Origin of the sequence: Aquimarina sp. AD10 (assembly GCF_003443715.1) — a bacterium.
Lineage (GTDB): Bacteria > Bacteroidota > Bacteroidia > Flavobacteriales > Flavobacteriaceae > Aquimarina > Aquimarina aggregata.
Genome location: NZ_CP031965.1, coordinates 5,359,693 through 5,379,970 on the forward strand (window position 1 = coordinate 5,359,693; position 20,278 = coordinate 5,379,970).

At 33.6% G+C, this 20,278-nt stretch carries 29 protein-coding genes; 27 read left to right on the forward strand and 2 right to left on the reverse strand.

The features are described 5' to 3' along the window. The first annotated feature begins 11 nt into the window (after nucleotides 1-11). From rpmC to D1816_RS22330, 26 genes are all read left to right on the forward strand, one after another. Complete coding sequence (gene rpmC, locus D1816_RS22205) at nucleotides 12-206, forward strand: 50S ribosomal protein L29 (RefSeq protein ID WP_066314458.1); 195 nt, start codon at nucleotides 12-14, stop codon at nucleotides 204-206. Between the two features lie 12 nt (nucleotides 207-218). Next, nucleotides 219-476 carry a 30S ribosomal protein S17 gene (rpsQ, locus tag D1816_RS22210; protein ID WP_025741866.1) on the forward strand — a complete coding sequence of 86 codons (258 nt, stop codon included), beginning with the start codon at nucleotides 219-221 and terminating at the stop codon, nucleotides 474-476. 2 nt (nucleotides 477-478) lie between these two features. After that, entirely contained in the window at nucleotides 479-847 is a 369-nt protein-coding gene (gene rplN / locus D1816_RS22215) for a 50S ribosomal protein L14 (RefSeq protein ID WP_027392543.1), read from the forward strand. 13 nt (nucleotides 848-860) lie between these two features. After that, nucleotides 861-1,172, forward strand: coding sequence for a 50S ribosomal protein L24 (rplX, locus tag D1816_RS22220; RefSeq protein WP_066314456.1), 312 nt, complete (start codon nucleotides 861-863; stop codon nucleotides 1,170-1,172). Nucleotides 1,173-1,174: 2 nt separating this feature from the next. Continuing rightward, the gene (gene rplE, locus D1816_RS22225; protein ID WP_066314455.1) at nucleotides 1,175-1,726 is read left to right on the forward strand and encodes a 50S ribosomal protein L5; all 552 of its coding nucleotides are present in this window, start codon (nucleotides 1,175-1,177) and stop codon (nucleotides 1,724-1,726) included. A gap of 2 nt (nucleotides 1,727-1,728) precedes the next feature. Then, nucleotides 1,729-1,998: a 30S ribosomal protein S14 gene (gene rpsN / locus D1816_RS22230; RefSeq protein ID WP_025666456.1), complete on the forward strand. Its 270-nt coding sequence runs from the start codon at nucleotides 1,729-1,731 to the stop codon at nucleotides 1,996-1,998. 69 nt (nucleotides 1,999-2,067) lie between these two features. Further along, nucleotides 2,068-2,466: a 30S ribosomal protein S8 gene (rpsH, locus tag D1816_RS22235; RefSeq protein WP_066314453.1), complete on the forward strand. Its 399-nt coding sequence runs from the start codon at nucleotides 2,068-2,070 to the stop codon at nucleotides 2,464-2,466. A gap of 20 nt (nucleotides 2,467-2,486) precedes the next feature. After that, nucleotides 2,487-3,029: a 50S ribosomal protein L6 gene (gene rplF / locus D1816_RS22240; protein ID WP_066314671.1), complete on the forward strand. Its 543-nt coding sequence runs from the start codon at nucleotides 2,487-2,489 to the stop codon at nucleotides 3,027-3,029. Between the two features lie 10 nt (nucleotides 3,030-3,039). Beyond that, nucleotides 3,040-3,396, forward strand: a complete 357-nt coding sequence (rplR, locus tag D1816_RS22245) for a 50S ribosomal protein L18 (protein WP_066314452.1) — start codon at nucleotides 3,040-3,042, stop codon at nucleotides 3,394-3,396. A 6-nt stretch (nucleotides 3,397-3,402) separates the two neighbouring features. After that, nucleotides 3,403-3,927: a 30S ribosomal protein S5 gene (gene rpsE / locus D1816_RS22250; protein WP_066314451.1), complete on the forward strand. Its 525-nt coding sequence runs from the start codon at nucleotides 3,403-3,405 to the stop codon at nucleotides 3,925-3,927. Nucleotides 3,928-3,937: 10 nt separating this feature from the next. Then, the gene (rpmD, locus tag D1816_RS22255) at nucleotides 3,938-4,117 is read left to right on the forward strand and encodes a 50S ribosomal protein L30 (RefSeq protein WP_027392536.1); all 180 of its coding nucleotides are present in this window, start codon (nucleotides 3,938-3,940) and stop codon (nucleotides 4,115-4,117) included. 9 nt (nucleotides 4,118-4,126) lie between these two features. Beyond that, nucleotides 4,127-4,579, forward strand: a complete 453-nt coding sequence (rplO, locus tag D1816_RS22260; RefSeq protein ID WP_066314449.1) for a 50S ribosomal protein L15 — start codon at nucleotides 4,127-4,129, stop codon at nucleotides 4,577-4,579. Nucleotides 4,580-4,589: 10 nt separating this feature from the next. Then, nucleotides 4,590-5,927: a preprotein translocase subunit SecY gene (gene secY / locus D1816_RS22265; protein ID WP_118505768.1), complete on the forward strand. Its 1,338-nt coding sequence runs from the start codon at nucleotides 4,590-4,592 to the stop codon at nucleotides 5,925-5,927. Continuing rightward, nucleotides 5,927-6,142 (forward strand): translation initiation factor IF-1, encoded by a 216-nt coding sequence (gene infA / locus D1816_RS22270; protein WP_010181908.1) that lies wholly within the window; start codon nucleotides 5,927-5,929, stop codon nucleotides 6,140-6,142. The genes secY and infA overlap by 1 nt, the downstream gene beginning before the upstream one ends. Nucleotides 6,143-6,259: 117 nt before the next feature. Beyond that, nucleotides 6,260-6,376, forward strand: coding sequence for a type B 50S ribosomal protein L36 (gene ykgO, locus D1816_RS22275; protein ID WP_013621733.1), 117 nt, complete (start codon nucleotides 6,260-6,262; stop codon nucleotides 6,374-6,376). 2 nt (nucleotides 6,377-6,378) lie between these two features. After that, on the forward strand, nucleotides 6,379-6,753 hold the full coding sequence (gene rpsM / locus D1816_RS22280) for a 30S ribosomal protein S13 (RefSeq protein ID WP_066314446.1): 375 nt from the start codon (nucleotides 6,379-6,381) through the stop codon (nucleotides 6,751-6,753). Nucleotides 6,754-6,761: 8 nt separating this feature from the next. Then, nucleotides 6,762-7,145: a 30S ribosomal protein S11 gene (gene rpsK, locus D1816_RS22285; protein ID WP_024770858.1), complete on the forward strand. Its 384-nt coding sequence runs from the start codon at nucleotides 6,762-6,764 to the stop codon at nucleotides 7,143-7,145. A 133-nt stretch (nucleotides 7,146-7,278) separates the two neighbouring features. Beyond that, the gene (gene rpsD / locus D1816_RS22290) at nucleotides 7,279-7,884 is read left to right on the forward strand and encodes a 30S ribosomal protein S4 (RefSeq protein ID WP_066314444.1); all 606 of its coding nucleotides are present in this window, start codon (nucleotides 7,279-7,281) and stop codon (nucleotides 7,882-7,884) included. Between the two features lie 24 nt (nucleotides 7,885-7,908). Beyond that, nucleotides 7,909-8,901, forward strand: a complete 993-nt coding sequence (locus D1816_RS22295; RefSeq protein ID WP_118505769.1) for a DNA-directed RNA polymerase subunit alpha — start codon at nucleotides 7,909-7,911, stop codon at nucleotides 8,899-8,901. A 60-nt stretch (nucleotides 8,902-8,961) separates the two neighbouring features. Then, nucleotides 8,962-9,438, forward strand: a complete 477-nt coding sequence (rplQ, locus tag D1816_RS22300) for a 50S ribosomal protein L17 (RefSeq protein WP_066314442.1) — start codon at nucleotides 8,962-8,964, stop codon at nucleotides 9,436-9,438. Nucleotides 9,439-9,566: 128 nt separating this feature from the next. Continuing rightward, nucleotides 9,567-10,682 carry a glutamine-hydrolyzing carbamoyl-phosphate synthase small subunit gene (gene carA, locus D1816_RS22305; RefSeq protein ID WP_118506319.1) on the forward strand — a complete coding sequence of 372 codons (1,116 nt, stop codon included), beginning with the start codon at nucleotides 9,567-9,569 and terminating at the stop codon, nucleotides 10,680-10,682. A gap of 185 nt (nucleotides 10,683-10,867) precedes the next feature. Then, the gene (gene eno, locus D1816_RS22310) at nucleotides 10,868-12,157 is read left to right on the forward strand and encodes a phosphopyruvate hydratase (protein ID WP_066314440.1); all 1,290 of its coding nucleotides are present in this window, start codon (nucleotides 10,868-10,870) and stop codon (nucleotides 12,155-12,157) included. A gap of 176 nt (nucleotides 12,158-12,333) precedes the next feature. Further along, nucleotides 12,334-13,620, forward strand: a complete 1,287-nt coding sequence (locus D1816_RS22315; protein ID WP_066314436.1) for a citrate synthase — start codon at nucleotides 12,334-12,336, stop codon at nucleotides 13,618-13,620. 261 nt (nucleotides 13,621-13,881) lie between these two features. Beyond that, entirely contained in the window at nucleotides 13,882-14,736 is an 855-nt protein-coding gene (locus D1816_RS22320; protein ID WP_082832449.1) for a dimethylarginine dimethylaminohydrolase family protein, read from the forward strand. 39 nt (nucleotides 14,737-14,775) lie between these two features. Then, nucleotides 14,776-15,711, forward strand: coding sequence for a citrulline utilization hydrolase CtlX (ctlX, locus tag D1816_RS22325; protein WP_118505770.1), 936 nt, complete (start codon nucleotides 14,776-14,778; stop codon nucleotides 15,709-15,711). A gap of 75 nt (nucleotides 15,712-15,786) precedes the next feature. Next, on the forward strand, nucleotides 15,787-16,197 hold the full coding sequence (locus tag D1816_RS22330) for an Rrf2 family transcriptional regulator (protein WP_066314433.1): 411 nt from the start codon (nucleotides 15,787-15,789) through the stop codon (nucleotides 16,195-16,197). 5 nt (nucleotides 16,198-16,202) lie between these two features. On the opposite strand, the gene D1816_RS22335 is transcribed toward D1816_RS22330, so the two are convergent. After that, on the reverse strand, nucleotides 16,203-16,826 hold the full coding sequence (locus D1816_RS22335) for a chromophore lyase CpcT/CpeT (protein ID WP_118505771.1): 624 nt from the start codon (nucleotides 16,824-16,826) through the stop codon (nucleotides 16,203-16,205). Nucleotides 16,827-16,912: 86 nt separating this feature from the next. Continuing rightward, on the reverse strand, nucleotides 16,913-18,334 hold the full coding sequence (locus tag D1816_RS22340) for an SDR family oxidoreductase (protein ID WP_118505772.1): 1,422 nt from the start codon (nucleotides 18,332-18,334) through the stop codon (nucleotides 16,913-16,915). Nucleotides 18,335-18,469: 135 nt separating this feature from the next. On the opposite strand from D1816_RS22340, the gene argS reads away from it, so the two are divergent. Beyond that, complete coding sequence (gene argS, locus D1816_RS22345; protein ID WP_118505773.1) at nucleotides 18,470-20,248, forward strand: arginine--tRNA ligase; 1,779 nt, start codon at nucleotides 18,470-18,472, stop codon at nucleotides 20,246-20,248. Nucleotides 20,249-20,278 lie beyond the last annotated feature (30 nt).

Genomic DNA, 20,278 nt, shown 5'->3' on the forward strand with positions numbered 1-20,278 from the left:
TTTGAGAAACTATGAAACAATCAGAAGTTAAAGGATTATCGACAGCTGAATTACAAGAGGAACTTGGTAAATCTCAAAAAGCGTATTCAGATTTAAGAATGGCTCATGCGATGTCTCCATTAGAGAATCCTTTGCAATTGCGTAAAGTAAGAAGATCTATAGCGAGAATGGCTACAGAGCTAACAAAAAGAGAATTAAACGGTTAATTCTGCTGAAAGATGGAAAAAAGAAACTTAAGAAAAGAACGTATAGGTGTTGTTACTAGTAACAAAATGCAGAAATCAATAGTGGTTTCTGAAGTTAAAAAAGTAAAACACCCAATGTACGGAAAGTTCGTGTTAAAAACGAAAAAATACGTTGCACACGACGAAAAGAACGACTGCAATATTGGTGATACTGTAAAGATCATGGAAACAAGACCTATGAGTAGAACCAAGTGCTGGAGATTAGTAGAAGTAATTGAAAGAGCGAAGTAATTATGGTACAACAAGAGTCTAGATTAAAAGTAGCAGATAACACAGGTGGTAAAGAAGTTTTAGTCATTCGTGTTCTAGGTGGTACAAAAAGAAGATACGCCTCTGTAGGAGACAAGATCGTTGTCAGTGTAAAAGAAGCAACTCCAAATGGAAACATTAAAAAAGGAGCGGTTTCTACTGCAGTTGTAGTTCGTACCAAAAAAGAAGTGCGCAGACCAGATGGTTCGTATATCCGTTTCGATGATAATGCATGTGTTTTATTAAACCCTGCTGGAGAAATGAGAGGAACTCGTGTTTTTGGTCCTGTAGCAAGAGAACTTCGTGATAAGCAGTTCATGAAGATTGTATCACTAGCGCCAGAAGTGCTTTAAAACATTTGAAAAGATGACAAAGCTAAAAATTAAATCAGGAGATACAGTACGTGTTATCGCTGGAGACAATAAAGGTCAAGAGGGTACAGTGCAAAAAGTATTGAAAGAAAAGAATAAGGCGATTGTAGAAGGTGTGAACTTAGTTTCAAAACACCAGAAGCCTAGTGCAGCTAATCCACAAGGTGGTATAGTAAAACAAGAAGCACCTATTCATATCTCTAACTTAACTTTATTAACTTCGAAAGGAGAAACAACAAGAGTTGGATATAGAGTAGAAGGAGATAAGAAAGTGAGATTTTCTAAAAAATCTAATGAAGTAATATAGTTATGGCTTATATCCCGAGACTAAAACAAGAGTATAAAGACAGAGTAATGTCTGCTCTTACAGAAGAATTCAGCTATGATAATGTAATGCAAGTACCGAAACTTAAAAAAATAGTTTTAAGTAGAGGAGTTGGAGCAGCCGTAGCTGACAAAAAGTTAATTGATTATGCTGTAGACGAGTTAACAACAATAACTGGTCAAAAGGCTATACCTACAATATCTAAAAAAGATGTCGCTACTTTCAAATTACGTAAAGGAATGCCAATTGGTGCTAAGGTTACGTTAAGAGGCGAAAGAATGTATGAATTTTTAGATCGTTTGATAACTACAGCACTACCACGTGTTAGAGATTTCAATGGTATAAAAGCAACAGGTTTTGATGGTAGAGGTAATTACTCTTTAGGAGTTTTAGAACAAATTATCTTCCCTGAAATTAATATCGATAAGGTAAATAAAATTTCAGGAATGAATATCACATTCGAAACTTCTGCTAAAACTGATAAAGAAGCAAAATCATTGTTAACCGAACTAGGTTTACCTTTTAAAAAGAATTAATTATGGCTAAAGAATCAATGAAAGCCCGTGAGGTGAAGAGAGCTAAGACAGTAGCAAAATATGCAGAAAAACGCAAAGCTTTAAAAGAAGCTGGTGATTATGAAGCATTGCAAAAGTTACCAAAAAATGCTTCACCAATTCGTAAGCATAATCGTTGTAAGCTTACCGGAAGACCAAAAGGATATATGCGTCAATTTGGAATTTCTCGTGTAACGTTTAGAGAGATGGCTAACAAAGGATTAATTCCTGGAGTAACTAAAGCTAGTTGGTAATAATAAAGTAAATTAATTGATCTAAGGTTCGATACTTTTATTGAAAACCAAGATCATAAATTAGATACAATGAATACAGATCCTATAGCAGATTATTTAACCAGAATTAGAAATGCAAACAGTGCACAACATAGAGTTGTTGAGATACCTGCATCTAAGGTTAAGAAAGAGATCACTAAAATATTATTCGATCAAGGATATATTTTAAGTTATAAATTTGAAGATAATACTACTCAAGGTACTATTAAAATTGCACTTAAATACGATAAGTTTACAAAAGAACCTGTAATAAAGCAATTACAAAGAATCAGTAAGCCTGGTCTTCGTAAGTATGCCGGTTCTGGAGAAATTCCAAGAATTCTTAATGGTTTAGGTGTTGCGATAGTTTCTACTTCTCACGGTGTTATGACTGGTAAACAGGCAAGACAAGAGAATGTAGGTGGTGAGGTACTTTGCTACGTATATTAACAGAGAAAAAGACAAAAGAAATGTCAAGAATAGGAAAAAATCCAGTAATTATACCGTCTGGTGTCACTGTTGAAGTGACAGGAAATGTTGTTACTGTTAAAGGAAAATTAGGAGAACTTTCTCAAGAGATTGATAGTATCACTCTAAAAGTTGAAGAAGGTAAAGTGGTTTTAGAAAGACCAACAGAAGCAAAAGATCATAAGGCAAAGCACGGTTTATATAGAGCTTTGATTCAGAATATGGTTCAAGGTGTTTCTGAAGGGTTTACTAAAGAGCTAGAATTGGTAGGAGTTGGTTACAGAGCCTCTAATCAAGGTCAAAAATTAGATTTGGCTCTAGGATTCTCTCATAACATAGTTTTAGATTTAGCTCCCGAAGTGAAAATCGAAACTATTTCTGAAAAAGGTAAAAACCCTATCGTAAAATTAACTTCTCATGATAAGCAGTTGGTGGGTCAGGTTGCAGCTAAAATTAGAGGCTTCCGTAAACCAGAACCTTACAAAGGAAAGGGAATTAAATTCGTAGGAGAACAATTAAGAAGAAAAGCAGGTAAATCTGCATAATAACCAAGTTATGGCATTCTCAAAAGACTTAAGAAGATTAAAGATAAGAAAGCGAATCCGTGGAAATGTGAGCGGAACAGAACAACGTCCTAGATTATCTGTTTTTAGAAGTAATAAAGAAATCTATGCTCAAATCATAGATGATGTTACTGGTAAAACTATTAGTGCTGCTTCATCAAGAGATAAAGATATCGCTTCGGCATCTGGAAATAAAATTGATAGAGCAAACCTAGTAGGTAAAGCACTTGCTGAAAAAGCAAAGAAAGCTGGTATTGAAACAGTATCCTTTGATAGAGGAGGTTATTTGTATCATGGTAGAGTAAAATCATTAGCAGATGGTGCTAGAGAAGCAGGACTAAAATTCTAAGAAATTATGTATCAAAAATATAAAAACGCAGAATTAGTAAAACCAAGTGGACTTGAACTAAAAGATCGTTTAGTTGGTGTGCAACGTGTTACTAAGGTAACAAAAGGTGGTAGAGCATTTGGATTCTCTGCAATCGTTGTTGTAGGTGATGAAAACGGAGTTGTAGGTCACGGTTTAGGTAAATCTAAGGAAGTAGCTGAAGCTATTGCTAAAGCAGTAGAAGATGCAAAAAAGAATTTAGTTCGTATTCCGTTGCATAAAGGTACTTTACCTCATGAACAAAAAGGTAAGTATGGTGGAGCGAGAATATTTCTTAAACCAGCAGCAACAGGTACCGGAGTAATAGCAGGTGGTGCTATACGTGCTGTATTGGAAGCAGTAGGTGTACACGACGTACTTTCTAAAAACCAAGGATCTTCTAACCCACACAACGTGGTGAAAGCAACATTTGATGCTTTATTGCAAATGCGTAGTGCACAGCAAGTAGCAAAACAACGTGGTGTTTCACTAGAAAAAGTGTTTAAAGGATAAAAACAGAACGATGGCAAAGATTAAAATCACTAAAGTAAAAAGTGCAATTAACCGCACTCAAAGACAAAAGAGAACTTTAGAAGCTCTCGGTCTTAAGAAAATCGGCCAGGTTGTGGAGCATGATGATACTCCTAATATCCTTGGGATGGTAAATAAAGTTAAACATTTAGTTTCGGTAGAAACAAAATAATATAAGCAAATGGATTTAAGTAATTTAAAACCTGCTGCAGGTTCGGTAAAAAATAATAGTAAACGAGTTGGTCGTGGTCAAGGTTCTGGTAAGGGCGGAACTGCAACACGTGGACATAAAGGTGCGAAATCACGTTCTGGTTATTCTAGAAAGATTGGTTTTGAAGGTGGACAAATGCCACTTCAGAGACGTGTGCCTAAATTCGGTTTTAAGAACATTAACAGAAAAGAGTATCAAGGGATTAACCTAGACACACTACAAAAATTAGTAGATGATGGGAAAATCAAGGATGCTGTAGATTTGGAAGTGATCTTAGCAACTCGATTAGCGGGGAAAAATGATTTGATTAAGATACTGGGAAGAGGTGAATTGAAGGCGAAATTGAAAGTCTCAGCTCACAAATTTACGGCCACAGCAAAAGCAGCTATCGAAGCTGCGGGTGGCGAAGCAGTAACCTTATAATAGACAACTCATGAAATTTATTGATACAATAAAAAACATTTGGAAAATTGAAGAACTAAAAAATAGAATCCTAGTTACTCTAGGTTTACTTTTAGTATATCGCTTCGGAGCGCAAGTTGTGCTTCCTGGAGTTGATGCTTCTCAATTAGCAAGTTTGGCATCACAAACAGATCAAGGAATACTTGGTCTGTTAAATGCATTTACAGGAGGGGCATTTTCGAATGCTTCTATATTTGCATTAGGAATTATGCCTTATATTTCTGCATCAATTGTAGTGCAGTTAATGGGTATAGCGATACCATATTTGCAAAAACTACAAAAAGAGGGAGAAAGTGGTAGGAAAAAAATTAACCAAATAACACGTTGGTTAACAATAGCTATTACACTTGTGCAGGGACCAGGTTATATCTATAACTTATTCTCAATATTACCTCCTGAAGCTTTTGTAATTTCTAATCAGACAGTTTTTGTTGTGTCTTCAGTAATTATCATATCTACTGGTTGTATTTTTGCAATGTGGTTAGGTGAGAAAATTACAGATAAAGGTATTGGTAATGGTATTTCCCTATTAATTATGGTAGGTATTATTGCAACACTTCCTCAATCATTTGTACAAAACTTTGTTTCTAGAGTTTCTGGAGATGGTGGTGGTATGATCATGGTACTAATTGAATTGGTAATCTGGTTTGTTATTATTTTAGCATCTGTATTGCTTGTAATGGCTGTACGTCAAATACCGGTTCAGTATGCAAGAAGAACAGCTGGTGGCGGATATGAGAAGAATGTTTTTGGTTCACGCCAGTATATTCCATTAAAATTAAATGCTTCTGGAGTAATGCCAATAATTTTTGCTCAGGCTATTATGTTTGTTCCTTCGGCAGTTGCAGGATTATCTGATTCTGATATGTCACAAAGTATCAAAGCTGCATTTAGTGATATTTTTGGCCTTTGGTATAATGTTGTATTCGCATTGTTGATTATAGTATTTACTTTTTTCTATACAGCAATTACGGTACCAACAAATAAAATGGCAGATGATTTAAAAAGAAGTGGTGGTTTTATTCCAGGGATTCGACCAGGAAGTGAAACTTCAGAATATTTGGATAGAATAATGTCACAAATAACTTTACCAGGATCTGTTTTCTTAGCACTAATAGCTGTATTTCCAGCAATTGCAGTTAAGTTGTTAAATGTTCAACAAGGATGGGCATTGTTTTTTGGTGGTACATCGTTACTGATTATGGTAGGTGTAGCAATAGATACAATGCAACAAGTTAATTCGTATTTGTTAAATAGACATTACGATGGATTAATGAAATCTGGTAAAAATAGAAAAGCAGTAGCATAATGGCAAAGCAACCAGCAATTGAACAAGACGGAAGTATCATCGAAGCATTGTCAAACGCAATGTTCCGAGTAGAACTTGAAAATGGTCATGTTGTAACAGCTCATATCTCAGGTAAAATGAGAATGCATTATATTAAGTTGTTACCAGGTGATAAGGTAAAGTTAGAGATGAGTCCTTATGATTTATCAAAGGCTCGTATAACATATAGATACTAATAATTTTAAGAATATTAGATAATTAAGATTTTTTGTGTAATTTTGCAGGCTGAAAAATCTTGTTAAAGATATCTTCTGAAAGTGTATATTGTACTTTCAGGAATTAAACAAAAACCGATGAAAGTTAGAGCATCAATAAAAAAGAGAAGTGCCGAGTGCAAGATTGTGCGTAGAAAAGGCCGACTTTACGTGATTAATAAAAAGAATCCTAGATTTAAACAAAGACAAGGGTAATTATGGCAAGAATTGCAGGGGTAGATATACCTAAACAAAAGCGAGGAGTTATAGCATTAACCTATATCTTCGGAATTGGTAGAAGTAGAGCTAAAGAAATTTTAGATACTGCCAAAGTAGATGAGAGTATAAAAGTTTCTGATTGGGATGACGATCAAATTGGTCGAATCCGTGAAGCTGTAGGAACCTACACCATTGAAGGAGAATTACGTTCTGAAGTGCAATTGAATATCAAACGTCTTATGGATATAGGATGTTATAGAGGTATTCGTCACAGAGCTGGTTTACCGCTTAGAGGACAACGTACTAAGAATAATTCTAGAACACGTAAAGGAAGAAGAAAAACAGTTGCTAACAAGAAAAAAGCAACTAAATAATAAGTAGTATGGCAAAGTCAACTTCAAAAAAACGTAAAGTAATAGTTGAATCAGTAGGAGAGGCACATGTTACCGCTTCTTTTAACAACATTATTATTTCGTTAACGAATAAAAAAGGAGACGTTATTTCTTGGTCTTCAGCGGGTAAAATGGGATTTAGAGGTTCTAAAAAGAATACTCCCTATGCAGCACAATTAGCAGCAGAAGATGCTTCTAAAGTTGCTATCGAAGCAGGACTTAAGAAAGTTAAAGTGTACGTTAAAGGTCCAGGTAATGGAAGAGAATCAGCAATACGTTCACTACATAATGCAGGAATTGAAGTTTCAGAGATTATCGATGTAACACCAATGCCGCATAATGGATGTCGTCCTCCTAAAAGACGTAGAGTATAATTAGAAACCGTTTTCTGAATAAAGTTCAGAATGTGTATTTCTAGTATATATAAGTAAATCGAAATGGGGAACTATGATTATCGAAGGAAAGAGACCTTAATTCATAATCACCTCAATAACTAAATTATTAATAATGGCAAGATATACTGGTCCAAAAACTAAAATCGCTCGTAAATTTGGTGAAGCGATCTTCGGAGACGATAAGTCATTCGAAAGAAGAAATTACCCTCCTGGGCAACACGGAAACAACAGACGTAGAGGTAAAAAAAGTGAATATGCTATCCAGTTAATGGAGAAGCAAAAAGCTAAATATACATATGGTGTTTTAGAACGTCAGTTTCGTAATATGTTTGAGAAGGCAACACGTTCTCAGGGTATTACGGGTGAGGTTTTACTTCAATTATGTGAATCTCGTTTAGATAATGTAGTCTTTAGAATGGGGCTTGCAAATTCTCGTAGAGGAGCAAGACAACTAGTATCTCATAGACACATTACTGTAAACGGACAACAAGTAAATATTCCATCTTATCAATTGAAAGCTGGAGATGTTGTTGGTGTAAGAGAAAAATCAAAATCATTAGAAGTTATCCAAAATTCACTAGCTAATAATAGCAAAGTCTATGAGTGGATTACCTTCAACAACGATACTAAACAAGGTACTTTTGTATCTGTTCCGGCAAGAATCCAAATTCCGGAAAATATCAACGAACAATTCATCGTCGAATTATACTCTAAGTAATAACGCTAAAGAAGAAAAACTAACATGGCAATATTAAATTTTCAGAAGCCCGATAAAGTTATCATGATCGACTCTACTGAGTTCGATGGTAAATTTGAGTTTAGACCATTAGAGCCAGGGTATGGATTAACGGTTGGTAACGCTTTACGAAGAGTTTTGCTATCTTCTTTAGAGGGATTCGCTATAACTTCTCTTAGAGTAGAGGGTGTAGATCATGAGTTTTCAACTATTTCTGGAGTAGTAGAAGATGTTACAGAAATTATTCTAAATCTTAAGCAGGTACGTTTCAAGCGTCAGATTGAAGATATAGATAATGAATCTGTGACTATATCTATTTCTGGACAGGAACAATTAGTAGCTGGAGATTTTCAGAAATTTATTTCTGGATTTCAAGTACTAAATCCTGACTTGGTTATCTGTAATATGGATAAAAAAGTAGCACTTAATCTTGAAATTACCATTGAAAAAGGTAGAGGTTATGTGCCTGCTGAAGAAAATAAGAAAGCTAATGCTCCTATAGGAACAATTTTTACGGATTCTATTTATACTCCGATAAAAAATGTGAAATATAGCATTGAGAACTATCGTGTAGAGCAAAAAACAGATTACGAAAAATTAGTTTTCGAAATTGTTACAGATGGATCTATACATCCAAAAGATGCATTAACTGAAGCGGCTAAAATATTAATCCATCACTTTATGTTGTTCTCTGATGAGCGTATAACATTAGAAGCTGATGAGATAGCTCAAACTGAAACTTATGATGAAGAATCACTTCATATGAGACAGTTATTGAAGACCAAATTAATCGATATGGATCTTTCAGTAAGAGCATTAAACTGTTTAAAAGCTGCAGAAGTTGATACTTTAGGTGATCTAGTATCGTACAATAAGAATGACTTAATGAAGTTCCGTAATTTCGGTAAAAAATCATTAACAGAACTAGAAGAACTAGTAAATGTTAAAGGTCTTAACTTCGGAATGGATCTTTCAAAATATAAATTAGATAAAGACTAATCCATCATAATTTGCTCCTCAAAATGGGTTGTAGCAAGATGATGATTAAATTAAAATGTCATGAGACACGGAAAAAAAGTAAATCACTTAGGAAGAAAGACTGCACATCGCAAGTCGATGCTTGCTAATATGGCTTGTTCTTTAATAGAACACAAAAGAATTAATACTACTGTTGCAAAAGCAAAAGCGCTTAAGCAATTCGTAGAGCCATTAGTAACAAAATCTAAAGAAGATACAACACATAACCGTCGTATTGTATTTAGTAAACTACGTAATAAATATGCAGTTACTGAATTATTTAGAGATGTTGCTCCTAAAGTAGGGGATAGACCAGGTGGATATACAAGAATCATTAAACTTGGTAATCGTCTAGGTGATAATGCTGATATGGCAATGATTGAATTAGTAGATTACAACGAGTTATATAACGCTGGTAAACCTGCTAAGAAAAAATCAACAAGAAGAGGTAGAAGTAAGAAAAGTGCAGATGCTCCTGTAGCCCCTGTAACTGAAACTGCAAATTCTGAAGAAGAATAAATGAAAAGTGTGAAAAACACATAGTGAAAAAGGATAAACGTTTTAACGTTTATCCTTTTTTTTTGAATTATCGTAAACTAGGTTTGTTTCCGCCGAAAATGGAAATACTATTTTAATAAATGCAACAGATGAAATATCAATCTCGAAAAAAAGCAGTTCTTGTATTAGCTGATGGTACTATCTTTCATGGCAAAGCCGTAGGAAGAGAAGGTAGTGCATTTGGCGAAGTGTGTTTTAATACTGGAATGACAGGTTATCAGGAAATCTTTACAGACCCTTCATACTATGGGCAATTAATGGTCGCTACAAATGCACATATTGGTAATTATGGTACTAATAAAGAAGAGGTAGAGTCGGATTCTATTAAAATTGCAGGTCTCATCGTTAAGAATTTTAGTTTTGATTATTCCAGAGACCGAGCAGATAGTTCTTTACAAGATTTTTTAGAAAAAAATAATTTATTAGCTATATCCGATGTAGATACTAGAGCTTTAGTAAGTTATATTAGAGATAATGGAGCAATGAATGCGGTTATTTCTACAGAAGTAGATAATATAGATAGTTTAAAAGAACAACTAGCCAAAGTGCCAGACATGAACGGTCTAGAATTAGCGTCTAAGGTTTCTACTAAAGAACCTTACTTTGTTGGTAATCCTAATGCAACATATAAGATTTCTGCTTTAGATATTGGAATTAAAAAGAATATTTTAAGAAACCTTGCTCAGCGTGATGTGTACATAAAAGTATTTCCTTATGACACAAATTTTTCTGAATTGAGTGAATGGGGACCTGATGGATATTTCTTGTCTAACGGACCTGGAGATCCAGAGCCTTTAAGTGTCGCAATCAATACAGCTAAAGAAATATTAGATAAAGATTTGCCTTTGTTTGGAATATGTCTAGGACATCAAGTTATTGCACTAGCCAATGGCATAAGTACATATAAAATGCACAATGGACATAGAGGAATTAATCATCCGGTTAAAAATTTAGTAACTAGTAAAGGAGAGATTACATCGCAAAACCATGGATTTGCTATTAATAGGGAAGAAACCGAGGCACATCCTGATGTTGAAATAACACACGTACATTTGAATGATAATACTGTGGCTGGAATTAAAATGAAGAATAAAAATTGTTTTTCTGTACAATATCATCCAGAGGCTAGCCCAGGTCCAAATGATTCAACATATCTATTCGATCAATTTATTGAAAATATCAAAAAAGCAAAAATTACAGCTTAGTATCAAAGTAAAATTGATAGTTAACTAAGTATTTTGATAATGAGTTAATCTATAACGTTATAGTTGATAACTTAACAGTAATATTGCAATTTCGACAGTAAATTAAGGCTTTTTTGAAGGGGTCAAGATTTACCTGTTTTGTATATTGCGAAGAATTAAAATTATCCAACAAAATAAATAAAAAAATGAGTGTAATTATTAATATTCACGCTAGACAGATTTTAGATTCAAGAGGAAATCCTACAGTAGAAGTAGACGTGATCACAGAAAACGGTGTTTTAGGAAGAGCTGCTGTACCATCAGGAGCTTCAACAGGAGAACATGAAGCTGTTGAGCTGCGAGATGGGGGTGATACCTACATGGGTAAAGGAGTTCTTAAAGCTGTTGAAAATGTAAATACAATAATTGCTGAAGAATTATTGGGGTACTCAATATTTGATCAAAATCTAATAGATCAAACAATGATTGAGATAGATGGTACACCTAATAAATCAAAACTTGGAGCAAATGCTATATTGGGAGTTTCATTGGCAGTGGCAAAAGCAGCAGCTAACGAACTAGGGATGCCTTTATATCGTTATGTTGGAGGAGTAAGTGCTAATACACTTCCGGTTCCTATGATGAACATCATAAATGGAGGTTCTCATAGTGATGCACCAATTGCATTTCAAGAATTTATGGTAATGCCCGTAAAGGCTGAAAATTTCACGCATGCTATGCAAATGGGAACTGAAATTTTCCATAATTTGAAGAAAGTATTACATGATCGAGGACTAAGTACAGCAGTAGGTGATGAAGGTGGTTTTGCTCCTACATTAGATGGTACCGAAGATGCGCTAGATTCAATTGCACTGGCAGTAGAGAAAGCCGGGTACAAATTTGGAGATGAAGTAATGGTAGCTTTGGATTGTGCTGCAGCAGAATTTTATGTTGACGGAAAATATGATTATACGAAGTTCGAAGGTGATACAGGCGTAATTCGTTCAAGTGAAGAACAAGCAGATTACTTGGCAGAGTTAGCAGCTAAGTACCCTATTATTTCTATCGAAGATGGGATGGATGAAAATGATTGGGATGGATGGAAATATCTAACAGATAAAATTGGAGATAAAGTACAATTGGTAGGAGATGATTTGTTTGTTACTAATGTGGAAAGACTTTCTAGAGGAATAGAAAATGGTATTGCAAATTCAATCCTTATTAAAGTTAATCAAATAGGTACATTAACAGAAACTATTGCTGCTGTAAATATGGCGCATAATGCAGGGTATACTTCAGTAATGTCACACCGATCAGGAGAAACAGAAGATAATACTATTGCGGATTTAGCAGTAGCTTTAAATACAGGGCAAATAAAAACTGGTTCTGCCTCTCGTAGTGATAGAATGGCTAAATATAATCAGTTATTACGTATCGAAGAAGAATTAGGAACTGTTGCTTTTTATCCTAAAGAAAAAGCTTTTAAAATTAAATAAGAGCAGAATTAGTGTTCTTAAAATAGACTGTCCTCGAGGGCAGTCTATTTTTTTTTATGAATAATTTAAAAAAAGACTTGTAAGGTTAAAATTGATCATACGATTAATACCATATTAACGCTATATTTTGTAATTTAGCGACCCTTATAATAACAGTAAAATCCTTATATAAACAGATGTCAAAAACAGCTACTTTAGAAATCGATGGTAAAAAATATGAGTTTCCAATCATAGAAGGAACAGAGAACGAATTAGGAATTGATATTAAAACGCTTAGAGGAGCTACAGGTGGAGTTACGACAATAGATCCTGGATATAAAAATACAGGAAGTTGTGAAAGTGCTATCACTTTTCTTGACGGAGAAAAAGGAATTTTAAGATATAGAGGATATTCTATTGAAGAATTAGCAGAGAAGGCAGATTTTCTAGAAGTATGTTATTTGCTAATTTTTGGAAACTTACCTACAGCTACTGAGTTAGAAAAATTCGACAAAGATATAAAAGAAGAGTCTCATGTAGATGAAGATATGAAGAAAATCTTAGATGGTTTTCCGAAGAGTGCTCACCCAATGGGCGTATTATCTTCTCTAACTAGTGCCTTAATTGCATTTAATCCAGGATCTGTAGATGTGGATTCAGAAGAAGAGATGTATAATGCAATAGTGAAAATACTAGCTAAGTTTCCTGTTCTTGCAGCATGGACAATGAGAAAAAGAAAGAGTTTACCACTAGATTATGGTGATAGCTCATTAGGATATGTAGAGAATTTACATAAAATGATGTTTGCAAGACCAAATAAAACATATGAGGCTAATAAAATTGTAAATGATGCATTAGATAAGTTGTTAATTCTTCACGCCGATCACGAACAAAACTGTTCGACATCTACGGTAAGAATTGTAGGTTCTTCTCATGCAGGATTGTTTGCTTCATTATCAGCAGGGATATCTGCACTTTGGGGACCTCTTCATGGTGGAGCAAACCAAGCTGTTATAGAAATGCTAGAAGCTATTAAGGAAGATGGAGGAGATACTGCTAAATACATAAACAAGGCAAAAGATAAAGAAGACTCGTTCCGTTTAATGGGATTTGGACATAGAGTTTATAAGAATTTTGATCCTAGAGCTAAGATTATTAAAAAATCTGCAGAAGAAGTACTTGGTAACTTGGGTATTGAAGATCCTGTTCTTGATATTGCTAAGGGATTGTCAGAAGTTGCTTTAAAGGATGAGTACTTTGTGCAAAGAAAATTATATCCTAACGTAGATTTTTACTCAGGGATTATTTATAGAGCATTAGGAATTCCAACAGAAATGTTTACAGTGATGTTCGCTCTTGGAAGATTACCAGGGTGGATTGCACAGTGGAGAGAAATGCGTCTTAGAAAAGAACCTATAGGGAGACCAAGACAAATCTATATTGGAGAAAATCACAGAGATTTTAAAGAAATCTCTGAGCGTTAGTAGAAATAAACTAAATAAAAAAGGGCATTGAAGAAATTCAATGCCCTTTTTTATTGAATATATAAAAGCAAGACTTAAATCTGTTGTTTTTTGAAAAATTAATAAAAATTAGGTGTTTTTTTTGATTAAAGTTTTACGATGAAATAGTCTCTTTATATATTTGCCTAACTACTTCAACTAACATATTTAAACACTCGATTTTTGAAATTAAATATAAAAAACGAAACATCCCGACTTAGAGCCGTGGTTTTAGGAACAGCAATGAGCAATGGACCTGTTCCTAAAATTGAAGATGCTTATGATCCAAAGTCAATTGAGCATATAAAAGCAGGAACTTATCCAAAGGAGTCAGATATGATTTCAGAAATGAATGCTGTGGCAAAAATTTTTGAAAAATATGATGTAAAAGTTTACAGGCCAGAGGTTATTGTAGACTACAACCAGATTTTTGCTAGAGATATAGCATTGGTGATAGATGATAAATTTATTAAGTCAAATATTCTTCCTGATCGAGAAAAAGAAATTAAGGCAATTCAACATGTAATAGATAAGATTTCTCCTGAAATGGTTTTTAAGGCACCTTCAGAAGACATCCATTTTGAAGGGGGAGATATTATTGTTCATAACGATCATATTTTTATAGGAACCTATAAAGGGGAGGATTATCCTGATTGTATTGTTGCAAGAACAAATATGAAGGGAGTAGAATATATTAAGTCGCTTTTTCCAAATAAAAAGGTAAAAGAGTTTGATCTTAATAAATCTATGGATGATCCTAGAGATAATGCTTTGCACTTAGATTGTTGTTTTCAACCAGTAGGGAAGAATAAAGCAATAATTCATAAGGAAGGATTTCGAAATCCGGAGGATTACCAGTATTTAGTTGACTTTTTTGGAAAAGAGAATGTATTTCATATTGACAAGAATGAAATGTACTATATGAATTCTAATGTTTTTTCAATCTCAGAAGATGTAGTTATCTCAGAGAAAAATTTTGTAAGATTAAATACTTGGCTAAGAAGTTTAGGTATTACGGTCGAGGAGGTTCAGTATGCTGAGATTGCAAAACAAGAAGGGCTATTACGTTGTTCTACAATGCCTTTAATAAGAGACTAATTATTTTATAGATTTTGAATGCTATAAGTTTATAGAGATATGAGACAAGTAACCAATACCATTGTAATGATTCGTCCCGTGCAATTTAGGATGAATGAACAAACTGCTGTTAATAATTATTATCAGGAAGATGCTGGGATAAGTCAAGAAGATGCAAATAAAATTGCAAAACAAGAGTTCGAGAATTTTGTAAATGCATTGAAAAAGGTAGGAGTTGATGTAATCGTTATTGATGATGACCCTAAAAATGATACTCCTGATTCTATTTTTCCAAATAATTGGGTCTCTTTTCATGAAAATGGAGACGTGGGTTTGTATCCTATGTTTGCGGTGAACAGAAGAAAAGAACGTAGACCAGAGATTTTAGATTTTATTGAAACTTCTGGCTATGATATACATAATATTATAGACTATACGGCTGCCGAAGAAGAAGAGGTTTTTTTAGAAGGGACTGGTAGTTTAGTTTTAGATAGAGTTAATAAAAAAGCATATTGTGCTCTTTCTCCAAGAGCAGATGAAGAGTTGTTCATAGAGTTTTGTGAAGATTTTGAATATACTCCAGTTATCTTTACGGCTTATCAAACTGTAAATGAACAAAGACTACCAATCTACCATACAAATGTAATGATGGGAATTGCAGAAACATTTGCTGTAGTTTGTTTAGATTGTATAGATGATAAAAAAGAGCGTAAAAATGTGATCAACCACTTAAAAACAGATAATAAAGAAATTATTGCGATTAATGAAGATCAAGTGAATAATTTTGCAGGCAATATGTTACAAGTTGTAGGTTCGGGAGATAAGCGCTATCTTGTGATGTCAACGGCGGCTTTTAAAAGCTTGACAAAAGATCAAATACTTAAAATAGAAAAACATTGTTCAATTCTTCACAGCGACCTTAATACTATTGAGACATTAGGAGGAGGTAGTGCAAGATGTATGATGGCAGAGGTCTTTTTACCGAAAAGCATGTAATCTATGTACCTTGTTTTATGGTTTAGATTACAAATGCTTTTAGCAATTTAATAGTAAACCTGAAACTCGTCAAATATGCTTTCAAAGAAAACAAAATATGGCTTAAAAGCACTTACCTATATCGCTAGAAAAAATTGTGATCACCCTGTACAAATATCAGAAATAGCCCAAAGTGAAAATATTTCTCAAAAATTTTTAGAAAGTATATTATTGACTTTAAGAAAAAATGGAATTTTAGGATCAAAAAAAGGAAAAGGTGGTGGATACTATCTTATTAAAGAGCCTAAAGATATTGTAATGGCTTCAATAATACGTATTCTAGAAGGACCTATAGCTATGTTGCCATGTGTTAGTCTTAATTTTTATGAAAAGTGTGGTGATTGTCCCGATGAGGATAGGTGTACCGTTCATAGTCTTATGATAGAGGTAAGGGATAATACTTTAAAGGTTTTAGAAAACAAAACATTAGCAGACTTTACAAATTAACAAAATTATCGTTTTGCTATTTTCTTATATTTATATGGACCACTGATTTTACCAAAAATGTGTTTTCCTTCTTTACTGTAACCCCGGGTCCATACAGATATTTTATTTTTACTTACTACGAAAGAACTGGTAATATGGTTTACAGACTTAATTGAGCTTAGACATGAGTCTCTATTTGTCTTTCCTGAGTATATTGTAGACGTTTTTTTCTTGAAATACACTTGGCACCCTTCTTTTAATCGTAAACTATCTAAAGTTAATTTATTAAATACTTTAGCATTTTGCCAACCAAACTTGTATTCTTTTTCATTTAATATTTTATAACTAGTACTTTTAAAATTTAAAGAATCTACTCGTTCGTACTCTAATATTCGTTGACTATATATATTGTTGTTTTCAGAAGCTTCATGAACTTCGGTGTATACCCAATACCCTGGTCGATCTTTCCAGATTCTAACTGATTTAAGATTTAAATGTCTAAAACTAGCATCCTTTTCTGTTTGCTCTGCATTAGAAAATTCACCCAATATCATCGTTACCAAATTATGCAACTCTACATCTTTTACAGGAGCAGAATTGCATGAGAATAATGCTAGTACAGTAAAGATGATAAGTGAGAGTTGTTTCATTTGTATGTTTTCTTAAATATATGAAAAAAAGCAAAAATATGCAATTAATCGATAAAACTTAGCTTTTAATCCTTTAAAGTCAATTTTCAAGATGCTATTCTTCGTATCATACCATCAAAAATAAAGTAATGAAAAGGAACCATTGCATACCAATATAATCTTCCCCAAATGCCTTTAGGTCTAAAGGTTGCTGTTTGGTGTAATACCCCATGTTGGTCAATGTCAAATTCTAGCCATGCTTCTCCAGGAACCCTCATTTCTGCAAATAATAATAATCGCATTTCTTTTTTATCAGCCACTAATACTCTCCAAAAATCTAAGGCATCTCCAGAAAATAATTCATCAGGATGTGTACGTCCTCTTCGCAATCCGACACCGCCAAAAATTTTATCAAAATACCCTCTAATTTTCCATAGCCAATTTCCGTAGTACCAGCCTGTTTCTCCACCAATACCCCAAATTCGATTTAAAGCACTTTCTGAATTTTTTAGTTTTATCTTTTTTTGGTCCTTAAAACACCCACGTTTAGGTACTGTGACATATTTCTGAATGTTTTTTTCAAAACGACCACTTACCATAGAGTCTTTCCAACTAGAAACAACCTGATTTTGTTCAATTTTGATAAATGCTAATTCTAAAGCCTTGACATAGCTCATTGGTGAAATATTCAATTGTTCTTGTAGCCTATTGTCATTTGCAATAACAGGAATAGTCATACTATCTACTAAATTAAGAGCTAGTTTATATGATGTAGAAGTAACAAAATAAAGCCAATATGATGATAGTTTGGGTGTCATCACAGGAACAGTAAGGATAAACAATTTTATTCCCCTAACTTTAGCATACTGTTTAAGCATTTGCTTATAAGTCATTACATTGGGTCCACTAATGTCATAAGATTGATTAAAACATGTGGCATTCCCTAACACTCCAATCATAAAGTTAAGTACATCTCGAATTGCAATCGGTTGCGTTTTAGTATTCACCCATTTCGGAGTGATCATTAATGGAAGTTTTTCGCACAAATCTCTAATAATTTCAAAGGATGAACTACCAGATCCCACAATAATACCTGATCTTAAAACAGTGAGATTATATTTTCCTTTGTATAGCGTTTCTTCTACATTTTTTCTTGACCATAAGTGTTTCGAGAGGTTTTTTTCGTTCACAATACCACTTAAATAAATTACTTGCTTGATATTGGTGTTTTCAACGTAAGTATTAAAGTTTTTAGCAGCAATTTCCTCTTTCTTTTCAAAATCAGTAGTAGACGAACTCATAGAATGAATTAGATAATAAGCTGCATCTATATCTTTTGGAAGTTTTGATGAATCTGGAGGGATTAAAAAGTCGATTTCGATAATAGAAACTTTTTTTCTTGTTTCAGAATCTATAGAGAGTCTATTTTTGTCGCGTACACAACAAATCACTTCATGCCCATTAGTAATAAGTAAGGGTAAAAGGCGCATCCCGATATACCCGTTGGTTCCCGTAAGAAGAATTCGCATTTTTCTGTTTAAGTTACAAAGAATTTATGTTAGATAAAATAAAAGTAAATTGATTTTTTATTATAAGATATTGAAATGTTGCAGTGGTACAGGACTATAATTTCTATTATCTTTGCACCTTAATTTTTTTAGCATATGAGCCTACAACAAACTATTATAGATAATGTAAAAAAAGCAATACAAGACTTGTATAGTGTTACGTTAGAATCTGTTGAATTACAAGGAACCCGGAAAGAGTTTGAAGGGGATGTTACAGTTGTTGTATTTCCAATGTTAAGAGTGGTTAAGGGAAATCCTGTACAAATAGGAGAGGCAGTTGGGAAATATTTGGTTGAAAATATTGTAGAAATCGATGATTATAATGTAGTCAAAGGGTTTTTAAACCTAGTAGTTTCTAATTCATATTACCTTGATTTTTTTGCAAGTATTAAGGATAACGAACAGTTTGGTTTTATAGCCCCTTCACAAAATGGTGAAGCTGTAATGGTAGAGTACTCTTCGCCTAATACCAATAAACCATTACACTTAGGACATATAAGGAATAACTTATTAGGATATGCAGTAGCAGAAATTATTAAGGCTAGTGGTAAAAAAGTGTATAAAACTCAAATTATAAATGATAGAGGAATACACATTTGTAAGTCAATGGTTGCATGGCAGAACTATGGCCATCAGGAAACTCCAGAAACATCAAATCTAAAAGGAGATAAGTTAGTTGGTAATTATTATGTGAAATTTGATCAAGTATATAAAGAACAAATACATAATCTTATTGCAGATGGTAAATCTGAAGAAGAAGCGAAGAAAGAAGCACCTATTTTAATAGAAGCTCAAGAAATGCTTAGAAAGTGGGAGTCAGGAGACGAAGAAGTAATTGCTTTGTGGAAGACCATGAATAATTGGGTATATCAAGGTTTTGATCAAACTTATAAGACGTTAGGAGTAGATTTTGATAGTTATTATTATGAAAGCAATACGTACCTTTTAGGTAAAGACAATATAGAGGAAGGGTTAACAAAAGGTATATTTTTTAAAAAAGAAGATGGATCCGTTTGGTGCGATCTTACTGATGAAGGGCTTGATGAAAAACTGGTACTACGAAGTGACGGAACTTCGGTGTATATGACTCAGGATATTGGAACGGCAATTCAACGCTCGAAAGATAAACCAGATGTCACCGGTATGATTTATACAGTTGGTAATGAACAAGACTATCATTTCAAAGTGTTATTCCTAATCCTTAAAAAATTAGGATATGATTGGGCACAAAATTTACATCACCTAAGTTATGGAATGGTAGATTTACCAAGCGGTAAAATGAAAAGTAGAGAAGGTACTGTAGTTGATGCAGATGATTTAATTGTTGAGATGACAAAAACAGCTGGAGAAATCTCTAAAGATCTTGGTAAGCTTGAAGGGTATTCTCAAGAAGAAAAAGAAAATATATATAATACTATTGGATTAGGAGCATTAAAATATTTCATTCTTAAAGTAGATCCTAAAAAGAGAATACTTTTTAATCCTGAAGAATCTGTAGACTTTCAAGGAAATACAGGTCCGTTTATTCAGTATACGTATGCTAGAATACAAGCAATTTTACGAAAAGCAAATTTTGACTATACTGAATCAATAACTACTATAGCATTGCATGATAAAGAGAAAGAATTGATTAAGCAATTAGAAGTATATCCAGAAATTATCCAAAACGCTGCCAACGAGCTTAGCCCAGCAGTTATTGCCAATTATACTTATGACCTTGTAAAAAGTTATAATTCATTTTTTCAAAACGTATCTATTTTTGGTGCAGATAGCGAAAAAGAAAAACAATTTAGAGTACAACTCTCTAGTATCGTAGGAAATACGATAAAGAGTGCATTTGGGCTTTTAGGTATAAATGTTCCGGAAAGAATGTAGTCGCATTTATAGTGTGATAGGTGCAAAATA

Excerpts from the sequence above, each read along its gene's own strand:
- ykgO (WP_013621733.1), top strand. The coding sequence starts at position 6,260 with ATGAAAGTTAGAGCATCAATAAAAAAGAGAAGTGCCGAGTGCAAGATT.
- rplX (WP_066314456.1), top strand. The coding sequence starts at position 861 with ATGACAAAGCTAAAAATTAAATCAGGAGATACAGTACGTGTTATCGCT.
- rpsD (WP_066314444.1), top strand. The coding sequence starts at position 7,279 with ATGGCAAGATATACTGGTCCAAAAACTAAAATCGCTCGTAAATTTGGT.
- rpsE (WP_066314451.1), top strand. The coding sequence starts at position 3,403 with ATGTATCAAAAATATAAAAACGCAGAATTAGTAAAACCAAGTGGACTT.
- secY (WP_118505768.1), top strand. The coding sequence starts at position 4,590 with ATGAAATTTATTGATACAATAAAAAACATTTGGAAAATTGAAGAACTA.
- rpsQ (WP_025741866.1), top strand. The coding sequence starts at position 219 with ATGGAAAAAAGAAACTTAAGAAAAGAACGTATAGGTGTTGTTACTAGT.
- D1816_RS22340 (WP_118505772.1), bottom strand. The coding sequence starts at position 18,334 with ATGCGAATTCTTCTTACGGGAACCAACGGGTATATCGGGATGCGCCTT.
- D1816_RS22320 (WP_082832449.1), top strand. The coding sequence starts at position 13,882 with ATGAGCAATGGACCTGTTCCTAAAATTGAAGATGCTTATGATCCAAAG.
- rplR (WP_066314452.1), top strand. The coding sequence starts at position 3,040 with ATGGCATTCTCAAAAGACTTAAGAAGATTAAAGATAAGAAAGCGAATC.
- D1816_RS22335 (WP_118505771.1), bottom strand. The coding sequence starts at position 16,826 with ATGAAACAACTCTCACTTATCATCTTTACTGTACTAGCATTATTCTCA.
- rpmC (WP_066314458.1), top strand. The coding sequence starts at position 12 with ATGAAACAATCAGAAGTTAAAGGATTATCGACAGCTGAATTACAAGAG.
- ctlX (WP_118505770.1), top strand. The coding sequence starts at position 14,776 with ATGAGACAAGTAACCAATACCATTGTAATGATTCGTCCCGTGCAATTT.
- rpsM (WP_066314446.1), top strand. The coding sequence starts at position 6,379 with ATGGCAAGAATTGCAGGGGTAGATATACCTAAACAAAAGCGAGGAGTT.
- rpsN (WP_025666456.1), top strand. The coding sequence starts at position 1,729 with ATGGCTAAAGAATCAATGAAAGCCCGTGAGGTGAAGAGAGCTAAGACA.
- D1816_RS22315 (WP_066314436.1), top strand. The coding sequence starts at position 12,334 with ATGTCAAAAACAGCTACTTTAGAAATCGATGGTAAAAAATATGAGTTT.
- rplQ (WP_066314442.1), top strand. The coding sequence starts at position 8,962 with ATGAGACACGGAAAAAAAGTAAATCACTTAGGAAGAAAGACTGCACAT.
- eno (WP_066314440.1), top strand. The coding sequence starts at position 10,868 with ATGAGTGTAATTATTAATATTCACGCTAGACAGATTTTAGATTCAAGA.
- rplO (WP_066314449.1), top strand. The coding sequence starts at position 4,127 with ATGGATTTAAGTAATTTAAAACCTGCTGCAGGTTCGGTAAAAAATAAT.
- rpmD (WP_027392536.1), top strand. The coding sequence starts at position 3,938 with ATGGCAAAGATTAAAATCACTAAAGTAAAAAGTGCAATTAACCGCACT.
- rplE (WP_066314455.1), top strand. The coding sequence starts at position 1,175 with ATGGCTTATATCCCGAGACTAAAACAAGAGTATAAAGACAGAGTAATG.
- D1816_RS22330 (WP_066314433.1), top strand. The coding sequence starts at position 15,787 with ATGCTTTCAAAGAAAACAAAATATGGCTTAAAAGCACTTACCTATATC.
- rpsK (WP_024770858.1), top strand. The coding sequence starts at position 6,762 with ATGGCAAAGTCAACTTCAAAAAAACGTAAAGTAATAGTTGAATCAGTA.
- carA (WP_118506319.1), top strand. The coding sequence starts at position 9,567 with ATGAAATATCAATCTCGAAAAAAAGCAGTTCTTGTATTAGCTGATGGT.
- rpsH (WP_066314453.1), top strand. The coding sequence starts at position 2,068 with ATGAATACAGATCCTATAGCAGATTATTTAACCAGAATTAGAAATGCA.
- D1816_RS22295 (WP_118505769.1), top strand. The coding sequence starts at position 7,909 with ATGGCAATATTAAATTTTCAGAAGCCCGATAAAGTTATCATGATCGAC.
- argS (WP_118505773.1), top strand. The coding sequence starts at position 18,470 with ATGAGCCTACAACAAACTATTATAGATAATGTAAAAAAAGCAATACAA.
- rplF (WP_066314671.1), top strand. The coding sequence starts at position 2,487 with ATGTCAAGAATAGGAAAAAATCCAGTAATTATACCGTCTGGTGTCACT.
- rplN (WP_027392543.1), top strand. The coding sequence starts at position 479 with ATGGTACAACAAGAGTCTAGATTAAAAGTAGCAGATAACACAGGTGGT.
- infA (WP_010181908.1), top strand. The coding sequence starts at position 5,927 with ATGGCAAAGCAACCAGCAATTGAACAAGACGGAAGTATCATCGAAGCA.